Genomic DNA, 20,751 nt, shown 5'->3' with positions numbered 1-20,751 from the left:
GAGGGGGTCACACGGGCGGATTTTCGAGGCCGCCCATGCGGCAGACCTCGAAATACTCGTCATCCGTCACCGGCTGAACGGAAAGCCGCATGGAGGTGACAAGCGCCATCTTCGACAGCTTCTCATTCGCCTTCACGTCCTTGAGGCTGACCGGTTTAGGCATGTCGCAGACGGCGCGGATGTCGACGCAGTCCCAGCGCGCGTCACCCTCCGCGGTCGAATCCGGATGAGAGAGCGCACAGACCTCGACGATGCCCACGACTTCCAGGCCCTCGTTGGAGTGGTAGAAGAAGCCCTTGTCGCCGATTTTCATCGCCCGCATGTTGTTGCGCGCAAGATAATTGCGAACGCCGGTCCACTCTTCCCCGGCGTCACCCTTGGCCTTCTGCATTTCCCAGGACCACTTGAAGGGTTCTGATTTGTAGAGCCAGAATGCCATGCCGTTCACGCCTCCGGATTGTTGAAGACCCAGTTATAGGGCTTGATCTCGACAGTCTCGAACAGGCCGGCCTTGGCATAGGGGTCCTGCGCTGCAAGCGCCTTGGCAGCCTCGATATCATCGGCCGCGATGATTAGCATCGAGCCGCAGGGCTTGCCCTCGGCATCGAGGAAAGGGCCGGCAATCTTCAGCTGGCCGGCGGCATTCAGCCCGTTCAGCCATTCGACATGCGGCGGACGCGTTTCCATCCGAAGGTTCAGGTGTCCTGGCTTGTCGGCGCAAATGACGGCAAACAGCATCTTTTCTCTCCTCAAGGGTCTCTTATTCGGTGGTGATCGGTCGTGACATCAGTTGGGTGATCGCGGTCGGGATGTCCAACCTGCCATCGATGATCGCGGCAACAGCCTGCGTGATCGGCATCTCGATCTGGTGACCTTCGGCGAGACGGGCAGCGACTGCGGCCGCAAAGGCACCTTCGACGAGCGAACCATGCTGAGAGCCCATGGGTTCGCCACGGCCAAGCGCAATACCGAAGCGCAGGTTGCGGGACTGGTGGCTGGTCGCGGTCAGCACCAGGTCGCCGAGCCCCGACAAGCCCCGCACCGTATCGCCTCGCCCACCCATCGCATCGACCAGTCTAGACATCTCAGCGAGGCCACGGGCGATCAGCGCCGCACGCGCCGAATCCCCGAGCCCCATGCCCTCGACGATACCGCAGGCGATCGCCAGCACGTTCTTCAGTGCACCGCCGAGCTGCACGCCGATCCGGTCGTCGGAGGCATAGAGCCGGAACGTCTGTCCGGAAATCGCCTTGGCGAGATGTTCGGCAAGGGACAGATCTTCTGCAGCAATCGCCATGGCCGTCGGCAGCCCCTTGGCAATATCAGCCGCAAAGCCCGGACCTGACAGCATGGCGATCGGATGATCGGGAAGTGCCGCCTCCAGCACATCGGTCAGAAGGCGAGACGTCTGCTTCTCGATGCCTTTCGCGCAGATGACAACGGGCGCGCCCGGCTTCAGATAGGGACCGTAGGTCTCCGCCGCAGCGACCTGTGCCTGCGACGGCATAACGAAGAGGACGATGTCCGCTGTGGTCAGGTCTTGCGGTCTGGCAGAGTAGGCCAGCGCCTCGGGCAATCGAATGCCGGGCAGTGCCGCCTCGTGTATCCGACTGTTCGCAAGATCGCCCATCCCGGACGCGTCGCGGCCGATCAGAACTGCCTCTGCCTTGCCGGTCTGGGCAATCACGGCGGCAAGCGCCGTCCCAAAGGCGCCTGCACCGATGACGGCGATACGTTGTATCTCGCTCATGCCTTGGCGCCCCGCTTTCCATAAGCGAGCAAGGCCTTGGCATCCTGATCGAGCGGCCAGCGCGAGCGGGGTGCGACGAAAAGATCATCCGAGGGCATGCCAAGCGCCATGCGCTCCAGACCTGCCCAGGCGATCATCACGGCATTGTCGGTGCAAAGATGGTGCGGCGGCGCGACGAACCGGAATCGATGCTCTCCGCAGAGCGTATCCAGCGTCTGGCGCACCTCTTTATTGGCAGCCACACCGCCGGCGACGACCAGCGAAGGTTCGGCCACATCGGGAAACGTCTCCTTGAACCGCTGCAGGCCACGGCCGATGCGATCTTTCAGCGTACGCGAAATGGCATGCTGGAACGAGGCGCAGATATCGGCGATGTCCTGATCTGTGACTGGCGCGATGCCTTCGGCCGCCTGACGCACGGCAGTTTTGAGCCCCGAGAAGGAAAAATCGAGGCGCGCTTCGCCGACAAGCGGCCGTGGGAAGGCAAACCGCTTGGGATTGCCCGTGGCGGCTGCCCGCTCCACAGCCGGACCACCCGGATAGGGAAGCCCGAGAAGCTTCGCCGTCTTGTCGAAGGCCTCGCCCAGAGCATCGTCGATGGTGGTGCCCCAGCGCTCGTATTCACCTACACCCTTGACCAGCACGAGTTGTGTGTGACCGCCGGAAACAAGCAGCATCAAATAGGGAAAAGCAACGCCATCGGTGAGCCGCGCCGTCAGCGCATGGCCCTCGAGATGGTTGACGGCATAGAGCGGTTTACCCGTCGCCCGTGCGATAGCCTTGCCGGTCATCAGCCCCACCAGCAACCCGCCGATCAGGCCGGGGCCGGACGTGGCAGCAATGGCATCGACTTCTGAGAGCGTGATGCCGGCCCGTGTCAGCGCTTCCTCGATCAACGTATCCAGCGCATCGACATGGGCGCGGGCGGCAATCTCCGGCACTACGCCGCCATAGGCGCTGTGCTCGTCGAGCTGGCTCAAGACGACATCCGCCTCGGTGACGGCCGAGCCGTCAGAAAGCCGCGTGACGACGGCCGCGGCCGTTTCGTCACAGCTCGTTTCGATACCGAGGATGCGCAGTTTGGATGTCATGTAACCTGTTCATTGATTGCGGTCGCCGAGAAACCGGTCTACGAAACCTGTCGGTAACAACGGACAAGTTCGGATGCAAACAAAACCTTTCCGCATCGGCACGCGGGGCAGCCCGCTCGCTCTCGCCCAGGCTTCGGAGACACGCGCCCGCCTCATGGTGGCTCACGGACTTCCGGAAGAGATGTTCGAGATCGTGGTACTCTCCACGAAGGGCGACCGGATCACTGACCGGGCCCTTTCGGAGATCGGCGGCAAGGGGCTCTTTACCGAAGAACTGGAAGAACAGCTGCTCTCGGGCGACCTCGATTTCGCCGTGCATTCGTCCAAGGACATGCCGACCAAGCTGCCGGAAGGGCTTTTCCTCTCCGCCTACCTGCCACGTGAGGATGTCCGTGATGCCGTCGTTGGCCGCACGGCTCCGACGCTGAAGGAGCTTCCGCAAGGAGCAACCGTCGGCTCCTCTTCGCTACGTCGACAAGCCCTCATCCGCCGCATCCGTCCCGATATCAACGTCATCACCTTCCGCGGTCTGGTCGACACCCGCCTGCGCAAGCTTGCCGACGGCGAAGTGGATGCAACCTTGCTTGCCTTTGCCGGCCTGAAGCGTCTCGGTAAGCCTGAGATCCCGACCGAACTGCTTGACCCCAGCGAGTTTCCGCCGGCACCGGCACAAGGCGCGATCTGTATCGAGAGCCGCATCGGCGACACGAGGGTCAACGACCTGCTCGAAGCGATCAATGACCACGATACCTTTGACGCTGTCAGCTGCGAACGCGCCTTCCTCGGCGCCCTCGATGGCTCTTGCCGCACGCCGATTGCAGGCCTTGCAACGGTGCAGGGCGACGCGATCCGCTTTGCCGGCATGATCCTGACGCCCGACGGCAGCCGCTGGCATGACGTTGAGATCGAGGGAAGCCGGACGGAGGCTGCCGTGCTCGGCGCAAGAGCCGGCGGAACGGTCCGCAGCGCGGCAGGCAGCGACTTCTTCGACAGCTGGAGTTAAGCCATGCGCGTTCTCGTGACGCGTCCGGAGCCGGCCTCGGCCAGAACCGCCGCCGAACTCGAACGCCGTGGTCATGAGGCCGTACTCCTGCCCCTGATGCAGGCAGTGCAACAACCCGAAGCACTCGCCTCCCCTCCCGCACCCGACACCGCTGCCCTTGCCGTGACCAGTGCCGAAGCGATGCGCGTGCTCGAAACAGTGCCGGGCGATGCAAGAGCACCCTTCCAGTCGTTGCCCCTCTTCGCGGTCGGTCGCGCAACGGCCCGCGCGGCAAGAGAGGCGGGCTTCGGAGATGTTTCGGTTGCAGACGGTGACGGACACTCCCTCGCTGAACTGCTCATCGTGAACTCGGGCCAAAATCCGGGCGCCTCGATCATCTATCTGACCGGAACTCCTCGCTCTCCAGACTTCGAAGCCAAAATGCGGGAGGCGGGACGTAGCATGGACGTACGCGAATGTTACTTGATGGTGCCAAGTACCTATTCCGACGCGGCGGTCATCGAAAAGCTCACGCCCATGCCGGATGCAATTCTTGTCTACTCCTCAGAAACGGCAAGGCGTCTCGGGGACTTGCACGACCGTACGGCCGAATGTCTCGACTGGCCTCGGACACGTTTTCTGTGCCTCAGTGAGAAGATCGCACGTGCCCTGCCGGCAGATTTTCAGGCCAGAAGCCAATGGCCGATGGAACCTCGCGAGGATCTGCTCCTTCTTCTGCTTTGATGCAGTGCCGCGTGAAATGGAACCTCGGGCCTTCCCTTCGCCCTGAGGACTGACTAGGTTTAGTCACACGCGCGAAATGAAGAGGTTGCCATGGTTTCCGGAAAGCCACCCCGTCGATCGAAAGCCACCGATGATCCGGTGACGATAGATCTGACCGCACAGGAAACCAAGTCCGCTGCGGACTCCGGCAATGCCGAGTCCGATGCTGCGCCATCGGATGCCCCTGCCTCGTCTGCCGTCGCGGACGAGCCGAGCGCAAGTGCCGCGGCTTCGAACGACGCTGCGACTGAAGCTCCGGCAGATCCCTGGACACCCACGCCGGAGCCGACGGCCGAAACTACCCCAGCCGATGACACGGACACACGTGAAGAAACGGCAGCAAAAAGCGACACGACCACCAGCCGGGAACCCACTCGCCAATCCCCGCCGACCTCGACCCTGGTTGCCTCCGGCATCTTCGGCGGCCTCGTGGCGCTCGCGCTGGCCGGCAGCATGCAATATGCCGGAATTGTTCCGGGTCTCGGACCGGAACAGACTGTCCAGGCAACAGCCATGGACACGGCAGAGCTTGACGCGTTGAAGGCCGAGGTTGCGCGCCTGGCGGCACAACCGGCAGCACCGGCTACCGACCCTGCACTTGCCGATCGCATTGCAGCACTTGAAACCAGTGTCGCCAATGCAGGCTCCGAGCCGACCGCCGATGCTGCCGCCGTCGAAGCGTTGAAGACACAGCTGGTCGCTGCTGAACAGGCGATTGAGTCCCTGCGTGCGGAAGTCGCCAGCAACAAGCAGGCGCTCGACCAGAGCGCCACGCGACTTGATGAAGCCGAGCGCAAGCTAGACGAACCACGTAGCGACGTTGAAATGGCGCGCGCGATCGCCCTTTCCGGGTTGAAGACAGCAATCGATCGCGGTGGACCATTCCTGTCGGAACTTGACGCCCTGAAGAGCGTGTCACCAGAGGACCCTGCAGTTGCGGCCTTGAGCCCCCTCGCGAGCAATGGCGTACCGTCACGTTCGGATCTGACGCGACAGTTCAATCGGGTGGCGGAAAAGATCCTCGCCGCCATCCACCAGCCCGAACAAGGCGAAGGCTGGACCGATCGCCTGATGGCGAGCGCCCGCTCGCTGGTCAAGGTGCGACCCGTTGGAAATGTCGAGGGCGACACGCCGGAAGCCATCGTTGCACGCGTCGAGAACAAGTTGCAGAACGGCGACCTCAAGGGCGCGGCTCTTGAGTGGGAGACCCTGCCTGAAGCAGGCAAGGCGGTCTCGTCGGAATTTGCGACCACGCTGAAGAACCGGATCGAGGCCGAGGAACGGGTATCTGCGGCCCTGTCTCAGACCGTGGCCGGAAATGGAGGCTGACGCATGACGACCATCCTCAAGATCCTCTTCTTCTTCGGCTTCATCCTGGCGCTTGGCTTCGGCTTCTCCTGGGTCGCGGATCGCCCCGGTGAGATCTCGCTGATTTGGGAAGGCCAGCAATACAACACAGATCTCATCGTGGCTGTGACGGCTCTGGTCGGGCTCGTCGCAGTGATCATGGTGACATGGTGGCTGCTCCGCACGCTTTGGACGTCGCCTCACTCTGTCCGCCGTTTCTTCCGCGCCCGCAAGCGGGACCGCGGCTATCAGGCGCTCTCCACCGGTTTGATTGCTGCAGGTGCTGGAAACGCGATCCTAGCCCGCAAAATGAGCGCCCGTGCGAGAAGCCTGATCCGTGCTGATCAGGAGCCCTTGATCCGCGTGTTGGATGCCCAAGCCGCTCTGATCGAAGGGCGCCACGATGAGGCACGTCGCCTGTTCCAGGAGATGTCCGAGGATCCGGAAACGCGCGAACTCGGCTTGCGCGGCCTCTACGTCGAGGCAAACCGGCTGGGAGCCCATGAGGCCGCCCGGCAATATGCCGAAACCGCAGCGGAAGCCGCCCCCTACCTGCCCTGGGCGGCCAAGGCGACGCTCGAACACCGCTGCCGCGCCGGTCATTGGGATGATGCGATCCGCCTGCTGGATCAACAGAAGATTGCCCATGTTCTGGAGCGCCATGAAGCGGAGCGCCTGAAGGCTGTGCTGCTGACGGCAAAGGCAGAGGACCAACTCGAAGCCGAACCGGCGGCCGCACGCGACAGTGCATTGAAGGCCCTGAAGCTTGCCAAGGATTTGGTGCCAGCCGCGATCGTCGCCGCCAAGGCCTATATGCGTGAAGACAACCTGCGCAAGGCATCCAGCACGCTGGAGCAGGTCTGGAAACTCGACCCGCATCCCGAAATTGCCCGTGCCTATGTTCGCGCCCGCAGCGGCGACAGCGCGGTGGATCGCCTGAAGAAAGCGGAAAAGCTCGAAGCCCTGAAGCCGAACAATTACGAGTCCCTGCTCATTGTCGCCGAAGCAGCCCTCGATGCCCAGGATTTCAAGAAGGCACGCACCAAGGCAGAAGCCGCAGCCCGCATCGCCTCGCGCGAACGGGTCTATCTGCTGCTTGCGGATATCGAGGAAGCCGAGACCGGTGACCAGGGCCGCATCCGCCACTGGATGGGCCAGGCCCTGAAGGCGCCGCGCGATCCCGCCTGGGTGGCCGACGGCCATGTCTCGGAACGCTGGATGCCGATCTCGCCGGTCACCGGTCGCCTCGATGCCTTCGAATGGAAGACGCCCTTCGACCAACTGGCGGGTCCGATCGAGGAAGGCAATGTCTCCGAGGGCGAAAAGGCACTTGCCTCCCTGCCGCCTGTTGCAAGAACCGAAGCACCGGCGCGACCCGAACCTGAGTTCGAGACGGCAAAGCCGAAAATCGTGCAACCGGAAGCCCGGGTGATCGATGCCGAACCTCAGGCAAAAGCGATCGAACCGGAGACCCCTCCGGCGAAGCCAGCAAAGCCGGTCAAACCCGTGGTGATCGCATCTGGAGATGCCACTCCCGCTACCCAGGAACAGGCGGTTGTTGAGCCTTTCTTTGGCCGGCCACCCGATGACCCGGGTGTCAAGGATCCGGCGCTCGCGGCACCGGAAGCCAAGACGCGCCTGAAACTCTTCTGACGGGATCCGCATGCTCGACCGCTTGCAAGCCTTTTTCCAATCCGTGATGCAGGACCGCCCCAAGGCGGTCTTTGCCCCCGACGACCCGCGCATCGCAGTCGCTGCTCTCTGTCTCCAGGTCATGGAGGCGGATGGCGTCGTCCGCGACGCCGAACGAGTGAAGCTGCGTGAAATCCTGAAAGATCAATACGCACTGGACGATGCGGCACTCGATGCCCTGATTGCCGCCGGGCAGGACGCCGAGAGCGAAGCGGTGGACTACTATCGCTTCACGACGGAATTGAAGCGACAGCTCAATGAGGAACAGCGCCAGCAGCTCGTCGGTCTGCTCTGGGACATTGTTTATGCCGACGGCAACAGGAGCGAGATGGAAGACCACGCCATCTGGCGGGTCGCCGATCTCCTCGGCGTGTCGGCCCGGGAGCGGATCGTGCAGCGACAGGAGGCGGCGGAACGCGCCGGTCTCGGAGCAATCGACGATGCCTCGTGACCTTCGGTCGCGTCTAAGCGATCGCAAACAACCGGTTCTCATCGTCCTGCATCAGGAGCGTTCAAGCTCCGGCCGGGTCGGCCAGATGCTGGAAGAAAAAGGCTATGCGCTGGATATCCGCCGCCCGGTGCTCGGCCAGGACCTGCCGAAGACACTGGCGGATCATGCCGGCGCGGTCGTCTTCGGCGGTCCGATGAGCGCCAACGACCCCGAGGACTACATCAAGACCGAGATCAACTGGCTTGACGTGCCCCTGAAAGAGAACAAGCCGTTTCTCGGCATCTGTCTCGGCGCCCAGATGCTGGTCCGCCACCTCGGCGGCAAGGTGGAGGCCGACCGCGAGGAGCGCACGGAGATCGGCTGGTATCCGATCCGACCGACGGAGCACGGCCGCCTGCTGATGCATTGGCCAAAGATGGTCTATCACTTCCATCGCGAAGGCTTCAGCCTGCCGCATGGTGCAAAATTGCTGGCGACCGGCGACATCTATCCGAACCAGGCCTTCCGCTATGGCGAGAACGCCTGGGGCGTGCAGTTCCATGCCGAACTCACCCGCGCCATGATGCACCGCTGGGTGGTCCACGGCGCCCATCGCTTCGTGCTGCCCAATGCACAGCAAGGCCGTGAGCATCTGGAAGGGCGGATGATCTTCGACGCTCCCTTGCGGGTCTGGCTGTCGGATTTCCTCGACCTGATCTTCGAGCGTGATCAGCGCGCCTCCTGACGCTCCGGCGCCTCGAGGCTGTCGATCTTGCGCAGCTGCGGGAAGCCGAGCGCCCAGACGACGGCGACTGCGAGCGTCCCGAAGCCACCGATCACGACGGCCGGGACGGGCCCGATGAAATGCGCCATGGTGCCGGCGCGGAATTCGCCGAGCTCGTTGGACGCACCGACAAAGACCATGTTGACGGCATTGACGCGCCCACGCACCTCGTCCGGCGTCCAGAGCGCGATCAGCGTCTCGCGCACATAGACCGAGGCCATGTCCGCAGCCCCCATCAGCATCAGGGCGACGATCGAGAGCCACGCATATTCGGACATTCCAAAGACGATCGTGCCGGCCCCGAAGAGCGCAACACCGATGAACATGAAGATCCCGGCATTGTGGCGGATTGGAAAGCTTGCAAGCGCGATCGCGACGATGATCGCCCCAATTCCGGGTGCTGCGCGCAGGAGGCCGAGCCCCCAGGGGCCGAGATCGAGAATGTCGCGCGCAAAGACCGGCATCAGCGCGACGGCACCGCCCAGCAGCACCGCGAAGAGGTCGAGCGAGATCGCGCCCAGGACCACCTTCTCACCGAAGATGAAGCGGAAACCGGCAAACAGCGTGTCGAGGCTGACGGCCTTTTCTGACTTTCGCTGCGGCGGGCGCTTGACGAGGAAGACGAGGATCGACGCGGCCGCAAAGAAGGCGAAGGACACCGAATAGGCGACAACAGGACTTGCTCCGTAGAGCAGACCACCGGCCACGGGGCCGACGATCGACGCTGTCTGCCAGGAGGACGAATTCCAGGCGACCGCGTTCGACAAGTCCTTCTGCGGCACGAGGTTGGGCGCAAGCGACTGTACGGCGGGAGCGGCAAAGGCGCGCTCGATGCCGAAGACGACGAGAATGGCAAAGACGATCGTCGGCTCGAAGGCATCGGCAATGGTGAGCCCAAGCAGCGCTCCGGCGCAGATGGCGCTGACGATCATACAGATCGAGACGATGGCCCGGCGATTGTAGCGGTCAGCGACGGAACCGGTGACGAGGATCAAAAGCAGCGACGGCAGGAACTGCACCAGGCCGATCAGGCCGAGATAGAAGACATTGCCCGTCATGTCGTACATCTGCCAGCCGACGGAGACGCTGAGGATCTGGGTGGCGAAGGCTCCCAGGAAGCGGGCAAAGAAGAAACGAGTATAGGAGGAATGCCGAAATGCCGCGAAACGATCGTCGGCCGAGGACGGGTGCATCGAAGTGACCTTGAGCTGCGGGCAGGCCCGCCGTTAAACATGATTCGGATTGCGTGGGCCCCATCCACTTGTCCGTTAAGTCGCCAATGTCTACATCTCTGTCAACCGAGAAATGGAGACCTGAATGTACGCCCTGTTTCAGACGATTGACCTTGCCTTGAGCATCTTCACCTGGATTCTGATCGGGAGTGCAATCTTCTCCTGGCTCTACGCTTTCAACGTGATCAATTCCAGCAACCGCTTCGTCGCAGCGCTTGGACAGTTTCTCTACAATGTGACCGAGCCGGTTCTGCGCCCGATCCGCCGCTTCATGCCGGATCTCGGTGGTATCGACATTTCGCCGATCGTCGTGCTGTTGATCATCTTCTTCCTGCGTTCCTTCCTCTGGAATAGCATCTATCCGCTGGTGGCGTGACAAGACCCTACCGTCTTGCGCATGATCACATACTGATCGCCGTCCGGTTGACACCGAACGGCGGGCGCGATGCGTTTGACGGGGTGGAAGTTTCAGCCGACGGTCTGGCGCATCTGAAGGCACGCGTGAGCAGCGTGCCGGAAAAGGGCAAGGCTAACAAGGCGCTCATCGCGCTGCTGTCGAAAGCCCTGAAGGTCCCGAAGTCCTCGATATCGGTGGCGTCAGGCGATACCGCCAGACAAAAAATCCTCCGGATCGAGGGCGATCCGGAGGATTTGAAATCGCGGTTGGACGCTCTCGCGTCGACCTCAGAACTTACTTGCCTTCAGCCTTGGCGCGCTCGATCGAGTCGAGAATGATCTGCTTGGCAGCATCGACATCCATCCAGTCGCCGATCTTTACCCACTTGCCAGGCTCCAGATCCTTGTAGTGTTCGAAGAAGTGCTGGATCTGCTTCAGCGTGATTTCCGGAAGATCCGTATAGTTGGTGATCTTGTCGTAGCGGCGCGTCAGCTTCGGCACCGGAACGGCGAGGATCTTCTCGTCCATGCCGCCATCGTCTTCCATCATCATGACGCCGATCGGGCGGACATTGATGACGCAGCCCGGAACCAGCGGGCGCGTGTTGCAGATCAGAACGTCGAGCGGGTCGCCGTCCTTGCAGAGCGTATGCGGCACGAAGCCGTAATTGCCCGGATAGGTCATCGGGGTGTAGAGGAAGCGGTCGACCACCAGCGTGCCCGCGTCCTTGTCCATCTCATACTTGATCGGCTGGCCGCCGACAGGAACTTCGACGATGACGTTGATGTCTTCCGGCGGGTTCTTGCCGATGGCAATTGCATCAATACGCATATTATTGGACCCCGTAGAGTGTTGAATTCCTGCGCTACCTAATGCGAATTATGGCGCAATGCAACACGGCTTTCGGCGGACGCGACGGGCGCTGCAAGGGGCAAGCGACGAAGGGGGATTAGCGGCATGATCAGGGGAACGAAAAATCTGCTCGCAGGATTGCACTGGCTGGCGCCTTTTGCACTCCTCTCCGGACCCGCGCTAGCTCAGGAAAGCGTATACACCGATCTCGACCTCAACGCCTGCGAAACACTGGCCGAGGACGTGATGGGGGTTTCCTTGAAATGCGAGGGCTACGAAGATTATCCCGTCTATTTCAAGGAAGGTGACATCCGCCAGAGCGTGATCTTCGGTCAGGTCGACAGGGAGCTGATCGACGGGGGCTTCGAGAGTTTCGCGGCCTTCAACCACGTCAACACCAGGATCGAATGGCGTCTCGATGACGGTGACCGGCCATTTGCGGCGATCCTGCGCTGGTTCATCGACAATCCCGGCCCGGACGGCAGCTCGACCAGGCAAGGCCGTGCCGTGATCCTCGTCGTGTCCAAAGTTGCGACGCAAGGAGACGGCGGCTCCTGCTTCGTCGCCATGGTGGATGCCAAGGCCAACCCCAAGGCCAACGAACTGGCGAGGCAGGCGGCAGACACCGAGGCTGCCGATTTCGCCTGCGGCATGAACGAGCCGCAATGGATCGGCAAGCGCGGCGACCTTGTCAGCGAGCGAACGTTCAGCTGGCCCGAGGGTTATGTCGTGGAATAGACGCGTAGCGCCGTCTCAGTTCCAGATGAAGCCGAGTTTCTTCAGGTGGACGTCGTCGAAGTCTTCCATCCCCTCGACTGCATCCGTACCGCCGTTCGTCCGGAAGAAATTGGCGGCGATCTCGCTATCTTCAAGGCACCAGACGACCATGCCGTTGCAACCGAGCGACTTCAGAATCCGCCGCGCCTCGTGGAACAGCTTATAACCGAGCCCGATACCCTGATATTCGGGCCGGAGATACAATTCATAGATCTCGCCCTCATGCGGCAAGGCGCGTGCCCTGTTGTAGCCAAGCGAGGCGTAACCGGCGACTTGACCTGCCACTTCGGCAACGAGGATAGTGGCCGGACCACGCGTCGCCTTGCGCCACCAGCTCTCGCCGCGGCGCTCGACCATACGGGTCAGCGCACGATAGGGAATGATACCGGAATAGGCGTGCATCCAGGCAGTGCGATGGGCATCCGCGATCGCGGCGGCATCACCGGGACCTGCCAAGCGCATGTCGATCGACAACGTCTTCATAACGTAAATCCACTCTGGCGCGCCCCCAGATGAGACGCGGAGCCTGGACCTGCATCGGCCCAACGAGAAAATTTAACGCTTTTTTAAGATTACTCGCAAGGCAGAAGGCGGAGGATGCACAAACAAAACCCCGGCCTTTTGGACCGGGGTTTCAAAACGATACATATTTTCAGAGACTTGTGTCTCAGATGGCAGCCTTGGACTTTTCCATGCGCTTGCGGTCGTTCGCATCGAGGAACATCTTGCGCAGGCGGATCGACTTCGGCGTGACTTCCATCAGCTCGTCATCCTGGATCCAGGACAGCGCGCGGTCGAGGGTCATGCGGATCGGCGGGGTCAGCTTGACGGCTTCGTCTTTGCCGGCCGAACGGATGTTGGTCAGCTGCTTGCCCTTGAGAACGTTGACTTCGAGGTCGTTGTCACGCGTGTGGATGCCGATGATCATGCCGGCATAAACCTTTTCACCTGGCTCGATGATCATCGGGCCACGATCTTCCAGGTTGAACATGGCGTAAGCAACAGCTTCACCCGACTGGTTAGACAGGAGAACGCCGTTGACGCGACCGGTGATTGCACCCTTGTAAGGCTGATAGTCGTGGAACAGGCGGTTCATGATCGCCGTGCCGCGCGTATCGGTCAGCAGTTCCGACTGGTAGCCGATCAGGCCACGGGTCGGCGCATAGAAGCGCAGACGAACGCGGCTGCCGCCGGATGGGCGAAGCTCGACCATCTCGGCCTTGCGCTCGGACATCTTCTGAACGACGACGCCGGAATGCTCTTCGTCGACGTCGATCACGACTTCTTCGATCGGCTCCATGGTCTGGCCGTTCTCGTCCTTGTGCATGACGACGCGCGGACGCGAAACGGCAAGCTCGAAGCCTTCGCGGCGCATGGTCTCGATCAGGACGGCGAGCTGCAATTCGCCGCGGCCGGACACGAAGAAGGAGTCCTTGCCGTCGGATTCTTCGATCTTCAGCGCGACATTGCCTTCGGCTTCCTTGAACAGGCGATCGCGGATGACGCGCGAGGTGACCTTGTCACCTTCGGTGCCGGCGAGCGGGCTGTCGTTGACGAGGAAGGACATGGTGACCGTCGGCGGGTCGATCGGCTGAGCGGTCATGGCTTCGGTGACCGAAGGATCGCAGAAGGTGTCGGCAACGGTGCCCTTGGAGAGGCCGGCGATGGCGACGATGTCACCAGCATGGGCCTCTTCGATCGGCTGGCGCTCAATGCCGCGGAACGCGAGGATCTTCGAGATACGGCCGGTTTCGACCGTCTTGCCGTCCTGGGAGAGAACCTTGACCGCCTGGTTCGGCTTGATCGAGCCGGAAGCGATGCGACCGGTGATGATACGGCCGAGGAAGGGGTTGGCTTCTAGAAGCGTACCGATCATGCGGAACGGGCCTTCTTCGACCTTGGGCTCCGGAACATGTTCCAGCACGAGGTCGAGAAGCGGCGCAAGACCTGCATCCTTCGGACCTTCAGGATTGACGTTCATCCAGCCGTCGCGACCAGAACCGTAAAGGATCGGGAAGTCGAGCTGATCGTCGGTCGCGTCGAGATTGGCGAAGAGGTCGAAGACTTCGTTGATGACTTCTTCGTGCCGGCCGTCCGGACGGTCGATCTTGTTGATCGCGACGATCGGGCGAAGACCGACCTTCAGCGCCTTGCCGACGACGAACTTCGTCTGCGGCATTGGGCCTTCCGAGCTATCGACCAGAACGATCGCGCCGTCCACCATCGAGAGGATACGCTCGACTTCACCGCCGAAGTCGGCGTGGCCGGGTGTGTCGACGATGTTGATGCGGTGACCCTTCCACTCGATGGAGGTCGCCTTGGCCAGGATCGTGATGCCACGCTCCTTTTCGAGGTCGTTCGAGTCCATCATGCGCTCGGCGGTGCGCTGGTTCTCACGGAAAGACCCCGACTGCTTCAGAAGCTCGTCCACAAGGGTCGTTTTTCCATGGTCGACGTGCGCGATAATCGCGATGTTGCGCATTTTCATGTTTGTGATCTCTGATAGCTGGGGCGCAATACGGGAGAGTGGCGCCGATTTACTTTGGCGCGCTCATACCTTGTTTTTTGCATTTGCGAAAGGGGGAAACGCCCGATGCGCCGGCGATGGTTACCGCCGGCGGCAAATTTCGGGTGCATTGCAGGCCTTAAGCGGCAAGCCCTTTCTTCTTCAGCATCGCCTCCGGGCTTGGCAGTTTGCCGCGGAATGCCTTGTAGGCATCCTCCGGATCGACCGATCCACCCGAGGCATAAATGTGGGTCTTGAGCTTCGATGCCATCTCCGGATCGAAGGGATTGCCGGTCTCCTCGAAGGCCGAGAAGGCATCGGCATCGAGCACCTCCGACCACATATAGGAATAGTAGCCGGCAGAATATCCGTCACCGGCAAACACATGCTGGAAATGCGGCGTGGCGTGGCGCATGACGATCGAAGAAGGCATGCCGACCTTCTCGAGCACCTCGGTTTGGACAGCGATCGGATCTTCGACCGCCCCGCTTGTGTGGAACGCCATGTCGACCAGCGCCGACGAGGTGAACTCCACCGTGTTGAAGCCGGCATTGAAGGTGCGCGCGGCCAGCACCTTGTCGAGCAGTGCTTGCGGCATCGGCTCGCCCGTCTGGTAGTGGACCGCATAGGTCTTCAGGATTTCCGGCACCGTCAGCCAGTGTTCATAGAGCTGCGATGGCAGTTCGACGAAGTCGCGCGATACGCCCGTGCCGGAGACAGAAGGATAGGTGACATCCGACAGCATGCCATGCGCGGCGTGGCCGAACTCGTGGAAGAGGGTCCGGGCATCGTCGAGCGAGAGAAGCGCCGGCTTACCGGCCTCGGGCTTGGCGAAATTGCAGACATTGTAGATGATCGGCAGCTCACCCTCGCGGCCGTTCTTCAGCGGCAGCCGGTGCTGCGCCTGGAAGCTGCTCATCCAGGCCCCGGAGCGCTTCGACGAACGGGCGAAATAGTCTCCGAGGAACAGCGCCACCAGCTTGTCGTTCCGGTCGCGGATCTCGAAGACGCGCACGTCAGGATGATAGCCAACCACATTCGTGAGCGGCACGGCGCGGATGCCAAAGAGCCGGCCCGCAACGTCGAAGCAGGCCTCGATGATCTTTTCGAGCTGCAGATAGGGCTTCAGCTCGGTTTCGGAGAAATTGAACTTCTGGGCCCGGAGCTTTTCGGCATAGTGGCGCCAGTCCCACGGCGCTACCTCGTGGTTCTTTCCCTCTTCGGCAATCAAGGCGGCAAGCTCGGCCTCTTCGGCGCGCGCCTGAGAGACCGCCTTTTCCCAAACCTGCATCAGGAGACCGTTCACCGCTTCCGGTGTCTTCGCCATCGTGTTGTCGAGCTTGTAGGACGCATAGTCCTTGTAACCGAGCAGAGCCGCCTTCTCAGCCCTGAGGGCCAGAGTTTCCTTGACGATTTCCCGGTTGTCGGTGGCGCCGCCCTTGATGCCACGCGAGGTCCAGGCCTTGAAGGCGATCTCGCGCAAGTCGCGGCGCTCGGAAAACGTGAGGAAGGGCTCGATGATCGAGCGCGACAGCGTCACCACGTGGGCGTGTCCGCCGCCATGGGCGGCAGCGGCAGACGCCATGGCGTCGCGCAGGAAGGCGGGAATACCGGCGAGATCCTCTTCCCCGACAAGCGGCAGGGTCCACGACGATTCGTCGCCGAGAACATTCTGCCCGAAACTGGCACCGAGGCTCGCCAGCCGTTCGTTGATCGCCGCCAGCCGCTCCTGCTCGGCCTTCGGCAGCTTGGCACCCGCTTTCACGAAACCCTTCCAATGGCGCTCCAAAACGCGCGTCTGTTCAACCGAAAGCCCAAGATCCGCCCGGCGCGTCCAGAGGTCGTCGATACGGCGGAACAGCGCCGCGTTCATGCCAATCTTGGAATAGTGGCGAGACATCTTCGGCGCGATCTCGCGCTCCAGAGCCTGGATGTCGGGATTGGTATGGGCACCGGCCCGATTCCAGAACAGGGCCGACACACGGGAAAGCGCGTCACCTGCGATCTCCAGCGCAACGATCGTGTTTGCGAAAGTCGCCGGTTCAGGATTCTCCGCGATCGCATCGATTTCTGCGTCATGCTCCTTCAGCGCCGCTTCAAAAGCCGGTGCGTAGTCGTCGTCGCCGACCTTCTCGAATTGCGGCAGGCCAAACGGCCCCTGCCAATCGGTGACGGCGGGATTGAAAACAGACGACTGAACCATGTGAAAACCTCCTGACGCATCGCACCGCAAACGGGCGAAGCAATGATTTTCCACCATGTTATCCCGGCAACACATGGGTGAGCACGCAAAAATCGGTGAACAAGGCGAGATTTTTCCACCAGGGGTTCAGGCGCCAATTGACGTAGTTTCGAATAAGAACATAGATCGATACATCCTATGAAAGGACGGTCACGGCCATGGAAATCTTCTCGATCCAACCGGTAGGCGCTTCCTCCCTTCGCGTCAAAGAAACCAGCCCGCAATCCAATGTCGGCCTGCCTGAGCTTTCGCCGAAGACAGCGAACTCTAGAGAAACCGAGGTTTTCGAAGAGGCGCTGTCCGTCTTCGCCAGCATGACACCGCGCCGCTTACGTGAGATTGCTTCGGAGAGCTTTCAACGGGAAGAGATCGACGCCGACACCTATCGCGAGCTCTCGACGGAGCTACCTTTGCAGATCGTCGATCGCAACGGCAAGATGATGGATCTGTCGACACTGACCGACGATTCCCATTTCGACTATGCGGAATACTACCGCACGCAGCAGTCGCTTGCCGAGATGATCGGCGACATGGACATGGCGGGCTCCTATGCGAAGGTTCTCGATTTCTTTTCGAAATCGACCTGATCGCGCAGCAAGCGACAATTGGCACTCGATCCCGGACCACAATCGCACTAAGTCATCAGAACGAGGCGCCGCGACGGCGCCTTTCTTCTTGATGCCGGACGAGTTCTGATGACAGCAATGCGCATGAGCGAGCGTCGCACCACCTTTCTCGGTGCGTTCCTGACCACGCTCGGCCCCATCTCCATGGCAATCTACACGCCGGCGATGCCGGAGCTGGTGCGCGCTTTCGGCACGACCGATGCGGCAATCAAGCTCAGCCTCTCGATGTTCTTTGCTGGCTTCGCCCTTGCCCAGCTGGTCGCAGGCCCCCTCGCCGATGCCCTCGGACGCAAGAAGGCGACCTTGATCTTTCTGGCAATCTATCTCGCAGGCTCACTGCTGGCGACGCTTGCCCCAAGCGTGGAGTTCATCCTCGCCGCGCGCCTTGTGCAAGGCATCGGCGCTTCCGTCGGCGTTGTCGTCGGGCGCGCGATCGTGCGAGACCTCTATACCGGCGCGGATGCCGCCCGCATTCTCAATACGATCGGCATCTTCCTCGCGGTCGGTCCGGCCATGGGACCAACCCTCGGTGGCCTGACCCTCGCGGCCTTCGGCTGGAATGCGGTTTTCCTGCTGATGGTTGGCTTCGGCGCCATGGCCGTGGGCTTTACCATGCTGCTGCTGAAAGAAACGATCATTCCAGATCTTGGACGCCTCCGCCCTGCCCAGTTGCTGCGCAACTATCTGGAGGTCGCCGGCAATGCCCGCTTCCTCGCAGCATCGCTCGTCCTGAGTGGCACCATCGGCGCGCTCTATGCGCAGTCGACCATGCTGCCCTTCGTCCTCATCAACGAGGTCGGCCTGACACCGACCGCGTTTGGCCTGGGCATGCTGATGCAATCGGGCGCATATCTGACAGGATCACTGACCCTGAAGCTCGTTTCCCGCAGGATTTCCGGGCTGACGGCGTCGCGGATAGGCATCGCCCTCTGCGGCAGCGGTGCTGTCATCATGGCGCTCTCGGTCGCATCCGTGCCGCCCTTTTTCCTTTCCGTCATGGCCCCGGTGGCCATCTGCACCTTCGGTCTCGCTTTCCTGAGCCCTCATGTCGTGACGACGAGCATGGCACCCTTCCCGCATATTGCAGGATCGGCATCCGCCTTGACAGGCTTCCTACAGATGAGCGCAGGCTTTGCCGGCGGTGTGGCAGCCGCGTCGATCGGCGATCCCTTGACCGCCTTCGGCATCATCATACCCTTCATGGAGTTGAGCGCTGTCGCCGGTTTCTTCTGGCTCCGCCACCTCGAACGCCAGGCATGAAAAAGCCCGCCTCCCCAAACGGGGAGACAGGCGATCTTGAATACATGAGCTGGCTTACTTGCCGAAATTGCGCTTGGCGAGCGTGCGCAGACGCAGCGCGTTCAGCTTGATGAAGCCGGCTGCATCCTTCTGGTCGTAGGCGCCCTGGTCGTCTTCGAACGTGACGAGCTGGTCGGAATAAAGCGACTTTGCCGATTCACGGCCGATGACCATGACATTGCCCTTGTAGAGCTTCAGCGTCACTTCGCCTTCGACATGCTCCTGGCTCTTGTCGATCAGGGCCTGCAGCATCTCGCGCTCGGGGGAGAACCAGAAGCCGTAATAGATCAGCTCGGCGTAGCGCGGCATGATCTCATCCTTGAGGTGGGCAGCACCACGGTCGAGGGTGATCGATTCGATCGCACGATGGGCCGAAAGCAGGATCGTGCCGCCGGGGGTCTCGTAGACGCCGCGCGACTTCATGCCGACGAAGCGGTTCTCGACGAGGTCGAGGCGACCGATGCCGTTATCGCGGCCATAGGAGTTGAGTTCGGCCAAGAGGGTTGCCGGGCTCATGCGCACGCCGTTGATCGAGACGGCATCGCCCTTTTCGAAGCCGATCTTGATGACGGTCGCCTTGTCCGGGGCGGCTTCCGGCGAAATCGTGCGCATATGCACATATTCAGGTGCTTCGACCGAGGGATCCTCGAGAACCTTGCCCTCGGACGAGGAGTGCAAGAGGTTTGCGTCGACGGAGAACGGCGCCTCGCCCTTCTTGTCCTTGGCAACCGGGATCTGGTGCTGCTCGGCGAAGTTCAGGAGGTCCGTGCGGCTCTTGAAGGCCCAGTCGCGCCAGGGAGCGATGATCTTGATGTCGGGGTTCAGGGCATAGGCCGAGAGTTCGAAGCGAACCTGGTCATTGCCCTTCCCGGTCGCACCGTGGGCGATGGCATCGGCACCGGTCTTCTTGGCGATATCGATGAGGTGCTTGGAGATCAGCGGACGGGCAATCGAGGTGCCGAGCAGATAGACGCCTTCATAGACGGCATTGGCGCGGAACATCGGGAAGACGAAATCGCGGACGAATTCTTCGCGCACGTCCTCGATGAAGATCTCCTTGATGCCGAGCATCTCGGCCTTCTTGCGGGCCGGCTCGAGCTCTTCACCTTGACCGAGGTCTGCAGTGAAGGTGACCACTTCAGCACCGAGTTCGGTCTGTAGCCATTTCAGGATGATCGAGGTGTCGAGACCGCCGGAATAGGCGAGGACGACTTTCTTCACGTCTTTGGGGAGTGCCATGTCGATGTTCCGTCTGGAAGGAGCGAGGCTCAAACCCCGCCTGGATCAAGAATGGCGGCACTTTTAGCGAGATTCCGCTGGCGTGCAAGGGCGGGAGGCAACTGGGTCAGAGATGGCGACCGATATTCATGCGCTGGTGGAGGATGCGGATAATTTCAACAGTCTGCTTTCGCTGCGCGTAGATGATAAAGTGGGATCCACAGGCGAGACTGAGATAGCCGCGCTTGGCGATAGCCAAGGGTCTGCCAGCCTTTCGTCCGGCCTCAAGATCTTCGAACGCTTCGATGATCGCCATGTAATAGTGGTCGGCCTGGTCTTTAGACCAACGCTCCCAAGAATATCGCCATATGCCTTCAAGATCCCTCCGCGCTTGCGGTGAAAGCCTGTAGGCAGCCATATCAGGCTCCGTATTTGCTGTGCATTTCGTCGAGAAACCGCCTGGGGTCAAACGGCTGCGGCTCACCAGAGGCCTCGCCCTCCTCAATGGCCGCCTGGATAGCGGCAAGACCATCGACCTCATCGCGCAACAGGGCGAGCGCGGCCTCAATGACCTCGGCTTCCGAGGCATACTCCCCGGCAGAAATCTTGGCTTCGATGAACTCCGCCAGTTCCCCGGAGACCGTGACGGTCGTAACCTTGTTCATGGGCAGCCTTGCCTCCATCGAGCGCTGTCACGTTGACGATGTCCCGGCAGGATACCATATCGCGACCAGCCACAACAC

At 61.4% G+C, this 20,751-nt stretch carries 23 protein-coding genes; 11 read left to right on the top strand and 12 right to left on the bottom strand.

The window, feature by feature from the left end:
• Positions 1-7: 7 nt before the first annotated feature.
• The 4 genes from ACQKP1_RS19805 to tsaD are packed head-to-tail and all read right to left on the bottom strand — an operon-like array spanning position 8 to position 2,841.
• Positions 8-439, bottom strand: a complete 432-nt coding sequence (locus ACQKP1_RS19805; protein WP_427276687.1) for an EVE domain-containing protein — start codon at positions 437-439, stop codon at positions 8-10.
• A gap of 5 nt (positions 440-444) precedes the next feature.
• The gene (locus tag ACQKP1_RS19800; protein ID WP_427276686.1) at positions 445-738 is read right to left on the bottom strand and encodes a YciI-like protein; all 294 of its coding nucleotides are present in this window, start codon (positions 736-738) and stop codon (positions 445-447) included.
• A 22-nt stretch (positions 739-760) separates the two neighbouring features.
• Positions 761-1,750 carry an NAD(P)H-dependent glycerol-3-phosphate dehydrogenase gene (locus tag ACQKP1_RS19795; protein WP_427276685.1) on the bottom strand — a complete coding sequence of 330 codons (990 nt, stop codon included), beginning with the start codon at positions 1,748-1,750 and terminating at the stop codon, positions 761-763.
• Positions 1,747-2,841 carry a tRNA (adenosine(37)-N6)-threonylcarbamoyltransferase complex transferase subunit TsaD gene (tsaD, locus tag ACQKP1_RS19790; protein WP_427276684.1) on the bottom strand — a complete coding sequence of 365 codons (1,095 nt, stop codon included), beginning with the start codon at positions 2,839-2,841 and terminating at the stop codon, positions 1,747-1,749. The genes ACQKP1_RS19795 and tsaD overlap by 4 nt, the downstream gene beginning before the upstream one ends.
• A 73-nt stretch (positions 2,842-2,914) precedes the next feature.
• Between tsaD and hemC the strand changes: the two genes are divergently transcribed.
• The 6 genes from hemC (at position 2,915) to ACQKP1_RS19760 (ending at position 8,820) form a co-directional block, all read left to right on the top strand.
• Positions 2,915-3,844, top strand: coding sequence for a hydroxymethylbilane synthase (gene hemC, locus ACQKP1_RS19785; protein ID WP_427276683.1), 930 nt, complete (start codon positions 2,915-2,917; stop codon positions 3,842-3,844).
• A 3-nt stretch (positions 3,845-3,847) separates the two neighbouring features.
• A complete protein-coding gene (locus ACQKP1_RS19780; protein ID WP_427276682.1) occupies positions 3,848-4,567 on the top strand; it encodes a uroporphyrinogen-III synthase in 720 nt (239 codons plus the stop codon).
• Positions 4,568-4,657: 90 nt separating this feature from the next.
• Complete coding sequence (locus tag ACQKP1_RS19775; RefSeq protein ID WP_427276681.1) at positions 4,658-5,935, top strand: mitofilin family membrane protein; 1,278 nt, start codon at positions 4,658-4,660, stop codon at positions 5,933-5,935.
• Between the two features lie 3 nt (positions 5,936-5,938).
• Entirely contained in the window at positions 5,939-7,606 is a 1,668-nt protein-coding gene (locus tag ACQKP1_RS19770; protein ID WP_427276680.1) for a heme biosynthesis HemY N-terminal domain-containing protein, read from the top strand.
• Positions 7,607-7,616: 10 nt separating this feature from the next.
• Positions 7,617-8,096: a TerB family tellurite resistance protein gene (locus ACQKP1_RS19765; protein WP_006724444.1), complete on the top strand. Its 480-nt coding sequence runs from the start codon at positions 7,617-7,619 to the stop codon at positions 8,094-8,096.
• Positions 8,086-8,820: a glutamine amidotransferase gene (locus tag ACQKP1_RS19760; RefSeq protein ID WP_427276679.1), complete on the top strand. Its 735-nt coding sequence runs from the start codon at positions 8,086-8,088 to the stop codon at positions 8,818-8,820. The genes ACQKP1_RS19765 and ACQKP1_RS19760 overlap by 11 nt, the downstream gene beginning before the upstream one ends.
• On the opposite strand, the gene ACQKP1_RS19755 is transcribed toward ACQKP1_RS19760, so the two are convergent.
• Positions 8,805-10,052 (bottom strand): MFS transporter, encoded by a 1,248-nt coding sequence (locus ACQKP1_RS19755; protein ID WP_427276678.1) that lies wholly within the window; start codon positions 10,050-10,052, stop codon positions 8,805-8,807. The genes ACQKP1_RS19760 and ACQKP1_RS19755 overlap by 16 nt on opposite strands.
• 124 nt (positions 10,053-10,176) lie before the next feature.
• On the opposite strand from ACQKP1_RS19755, the gene ACQKP1_RS19750 reads away from it, so the two are divergent.
• The gene (locus ACQKP1_RS19750) at positions 10,177-10,467 is read left to right on the top strand and encodes a YggT family protein (RefSeq protein WP_427276677.1); all 291 of its coding nucleotides are present in this window, start codon (positions 10,177-10,179) and stop codon (positions 10,465-10,467) included.
• Positions 10,464-10,826: a DUF167 domain-containing protein gene (locus ACQKP1_RS19745; RefSeq protein ID WP_427276676.1), complete on the top strand. Its 363-nt coding sequence runs from the start codon at positions 10,464-10,466 to the stop codon at positions 10,824-10,826. Before ACQKP1_RS19750 ends, ACQKP1_RS19745 begins: the two co-directional genes overlap by 4 nt.
• Here ACQKP1_RS19745 and ppa read toward each other — a convergent pair.
• Positions 10,783-11,319, bottom strand: a complete 537-nt coding sequence (gene ppa, locus ACQKP1_RS19740) for an inorganic diphosphatase (protein ID WP_427276675.1) — start codon at positions 11,317-11,319, stop codon at positions 10,783-10,785. The two genes, ACQKP1_RS19745 and ppa, sit on opposite strands and share 44 nt — an antisense overlap.
• Positions 11,320-11,445: 126 nt before the next feature.
• Here ppa and ACQKP1_RS19735 point away from each other — a divergent pair, with 126 nt between their 5' ends.
• Positions 11,446-12,078 (top strand): hypothetical protein, encoded by a 633-nt coding sequence (locus tag ACQKP1_RS19735; RefSeq protein ID WP_427276674.1) that lies wholly within the window; start codon positions 11,446-11,448, stop codon positions 12,076-12,078.
• Between the two features lie 15 nt (positions 12,079-12,093).
• Here the strand turns inward: ACQKP1_RS19735 and ACQKP1_RS19730 are convergent, their stop codons facing one another.
• The 3 genes from ACQKP1_RS19730 to ACQKP1_RS19720 form a co-directional block, all read right to left on the bottom strand.
• Positions 12,094-12,600 (bottom strand): N-acetyltransferase family protein, encoded by a 507-nt coding sequence (locus tag ACQKP1_RS19730; protein WP_427276673.1) that lies wholly within the window; start codon positions 12,598-12,600, stop codon positions 12,094-12,096.
• A gap of 184 nt (positions 12,601-12,784) precedes the next feature.
• Entirely contained in the window at positions 12,785-14,605 is a 1,821-nt protein-coding gene (gene typA / locus ACQKP1_RS19725) for a translational GTPase TypA (protein ID WP_006724436.1), read from the bottom strand.
• Positions 14,606-14,762: 157 nt separating this feature from the next.
• A complete protein-coding gene (locus tag ACQKP1_RS19720) occupies positions 14,763-16,826 on the bottom strand; it encodes a M3 family metallopeptidase (RefSeq protein ID WP_427276672.1) in 2,064 nt (687 codons plus the stop codon).
• A 197-nt stretch (positions 16,827-17,023) separates the two neighbouring features.
• Here ACQKP1_RS19720 and ACQKP1_RS19715 point away from each other — a divergent pair, with 197 nt between their 5' ends.
• Positions 17,024-17,452, top strand: coding sequence for a hypothetical protein (locus ACQKP1_RS19715; protein ID WP_427276671.1), 429 nt, complete (start codon positions 17,024-17,026; stop codon positions 17,450-17,452).
• Positions 17,453-17,560: 108 nt separating this feature from the next.
• Positions 17,561-18,751: a multidrug effflux MFS transporter gene (locus ACQKP1_RS19710; protein ID WP_427276670.1), complete on the top strand. Its 1,191-nt coding sequence runs from the start codon at positions 17,561-17,563 to the stop codon at positions 18,749-18,751.
• Between the two features lie 54 nt (positions 18,752-18,805).
• Here ACQKP1_RS19710 and ACQKP1_RS19705 read toward each other — a convergent pair whose 3' ends face one another.
• The 3 genes from ACQKP1_RS19705 to ACQKP1_RS19695 form a co-directional block, all read right to left on the bottom strand.
• Positions 18,806-20,029, bottom strand: coding sequence for an argininosuccinate synthase (locus ACQKP1_RS19705; protein ID WP_427276669.1), 1,224 nt, complete (start codon positions 20,027-20,029; stop codon positions 18,806-18,808).
• A 106-nt stretch (positions 20,030-20,135) separates the two neighbouring features.
• Positions 20,136-20,426 carry a type II toxin-antitoxin system RelE/ParE family toxin gene (locus ACQKP1_RS19700; protein WP_203018493.1) on the bottom strand — a complete coding sequence of 97 codons (291 nt, stop codon included), beginning with the start codon at positions 20,424-20,426 and terminating at the stop codon, positions 20,136-20,138.
• A gap of 1 nt (position 20,427) precedes the next feature.
• Complete coding sequence (locus ACQKP1_RS19695) at positions 20,428-20,673, bottom strand: type II toxin-antitoxin system ParD family antitoxin (protein ID WP_006724430.1); 246 nt, start codon at positions 20,671-20,673, stop codon at positions 20,428-20,430.
• Positions 20,674-20,751: the final 78 nt, after the last annotated feature.

Source organism: Allorhizobium sp. NPDC080224 (genome assembly GCF_050281005.1).
GTDB lineage: Bacteria > Pseudomonadota > Alphaproteobacteria > Rhizobiales > Rhizobiaceae > Allorhizobium.
The sequence above is the reverse complement of the archived record's forward strand: the minus strand, read 5'-3'. Positions and strand labels throughout refer to the sequence as shown.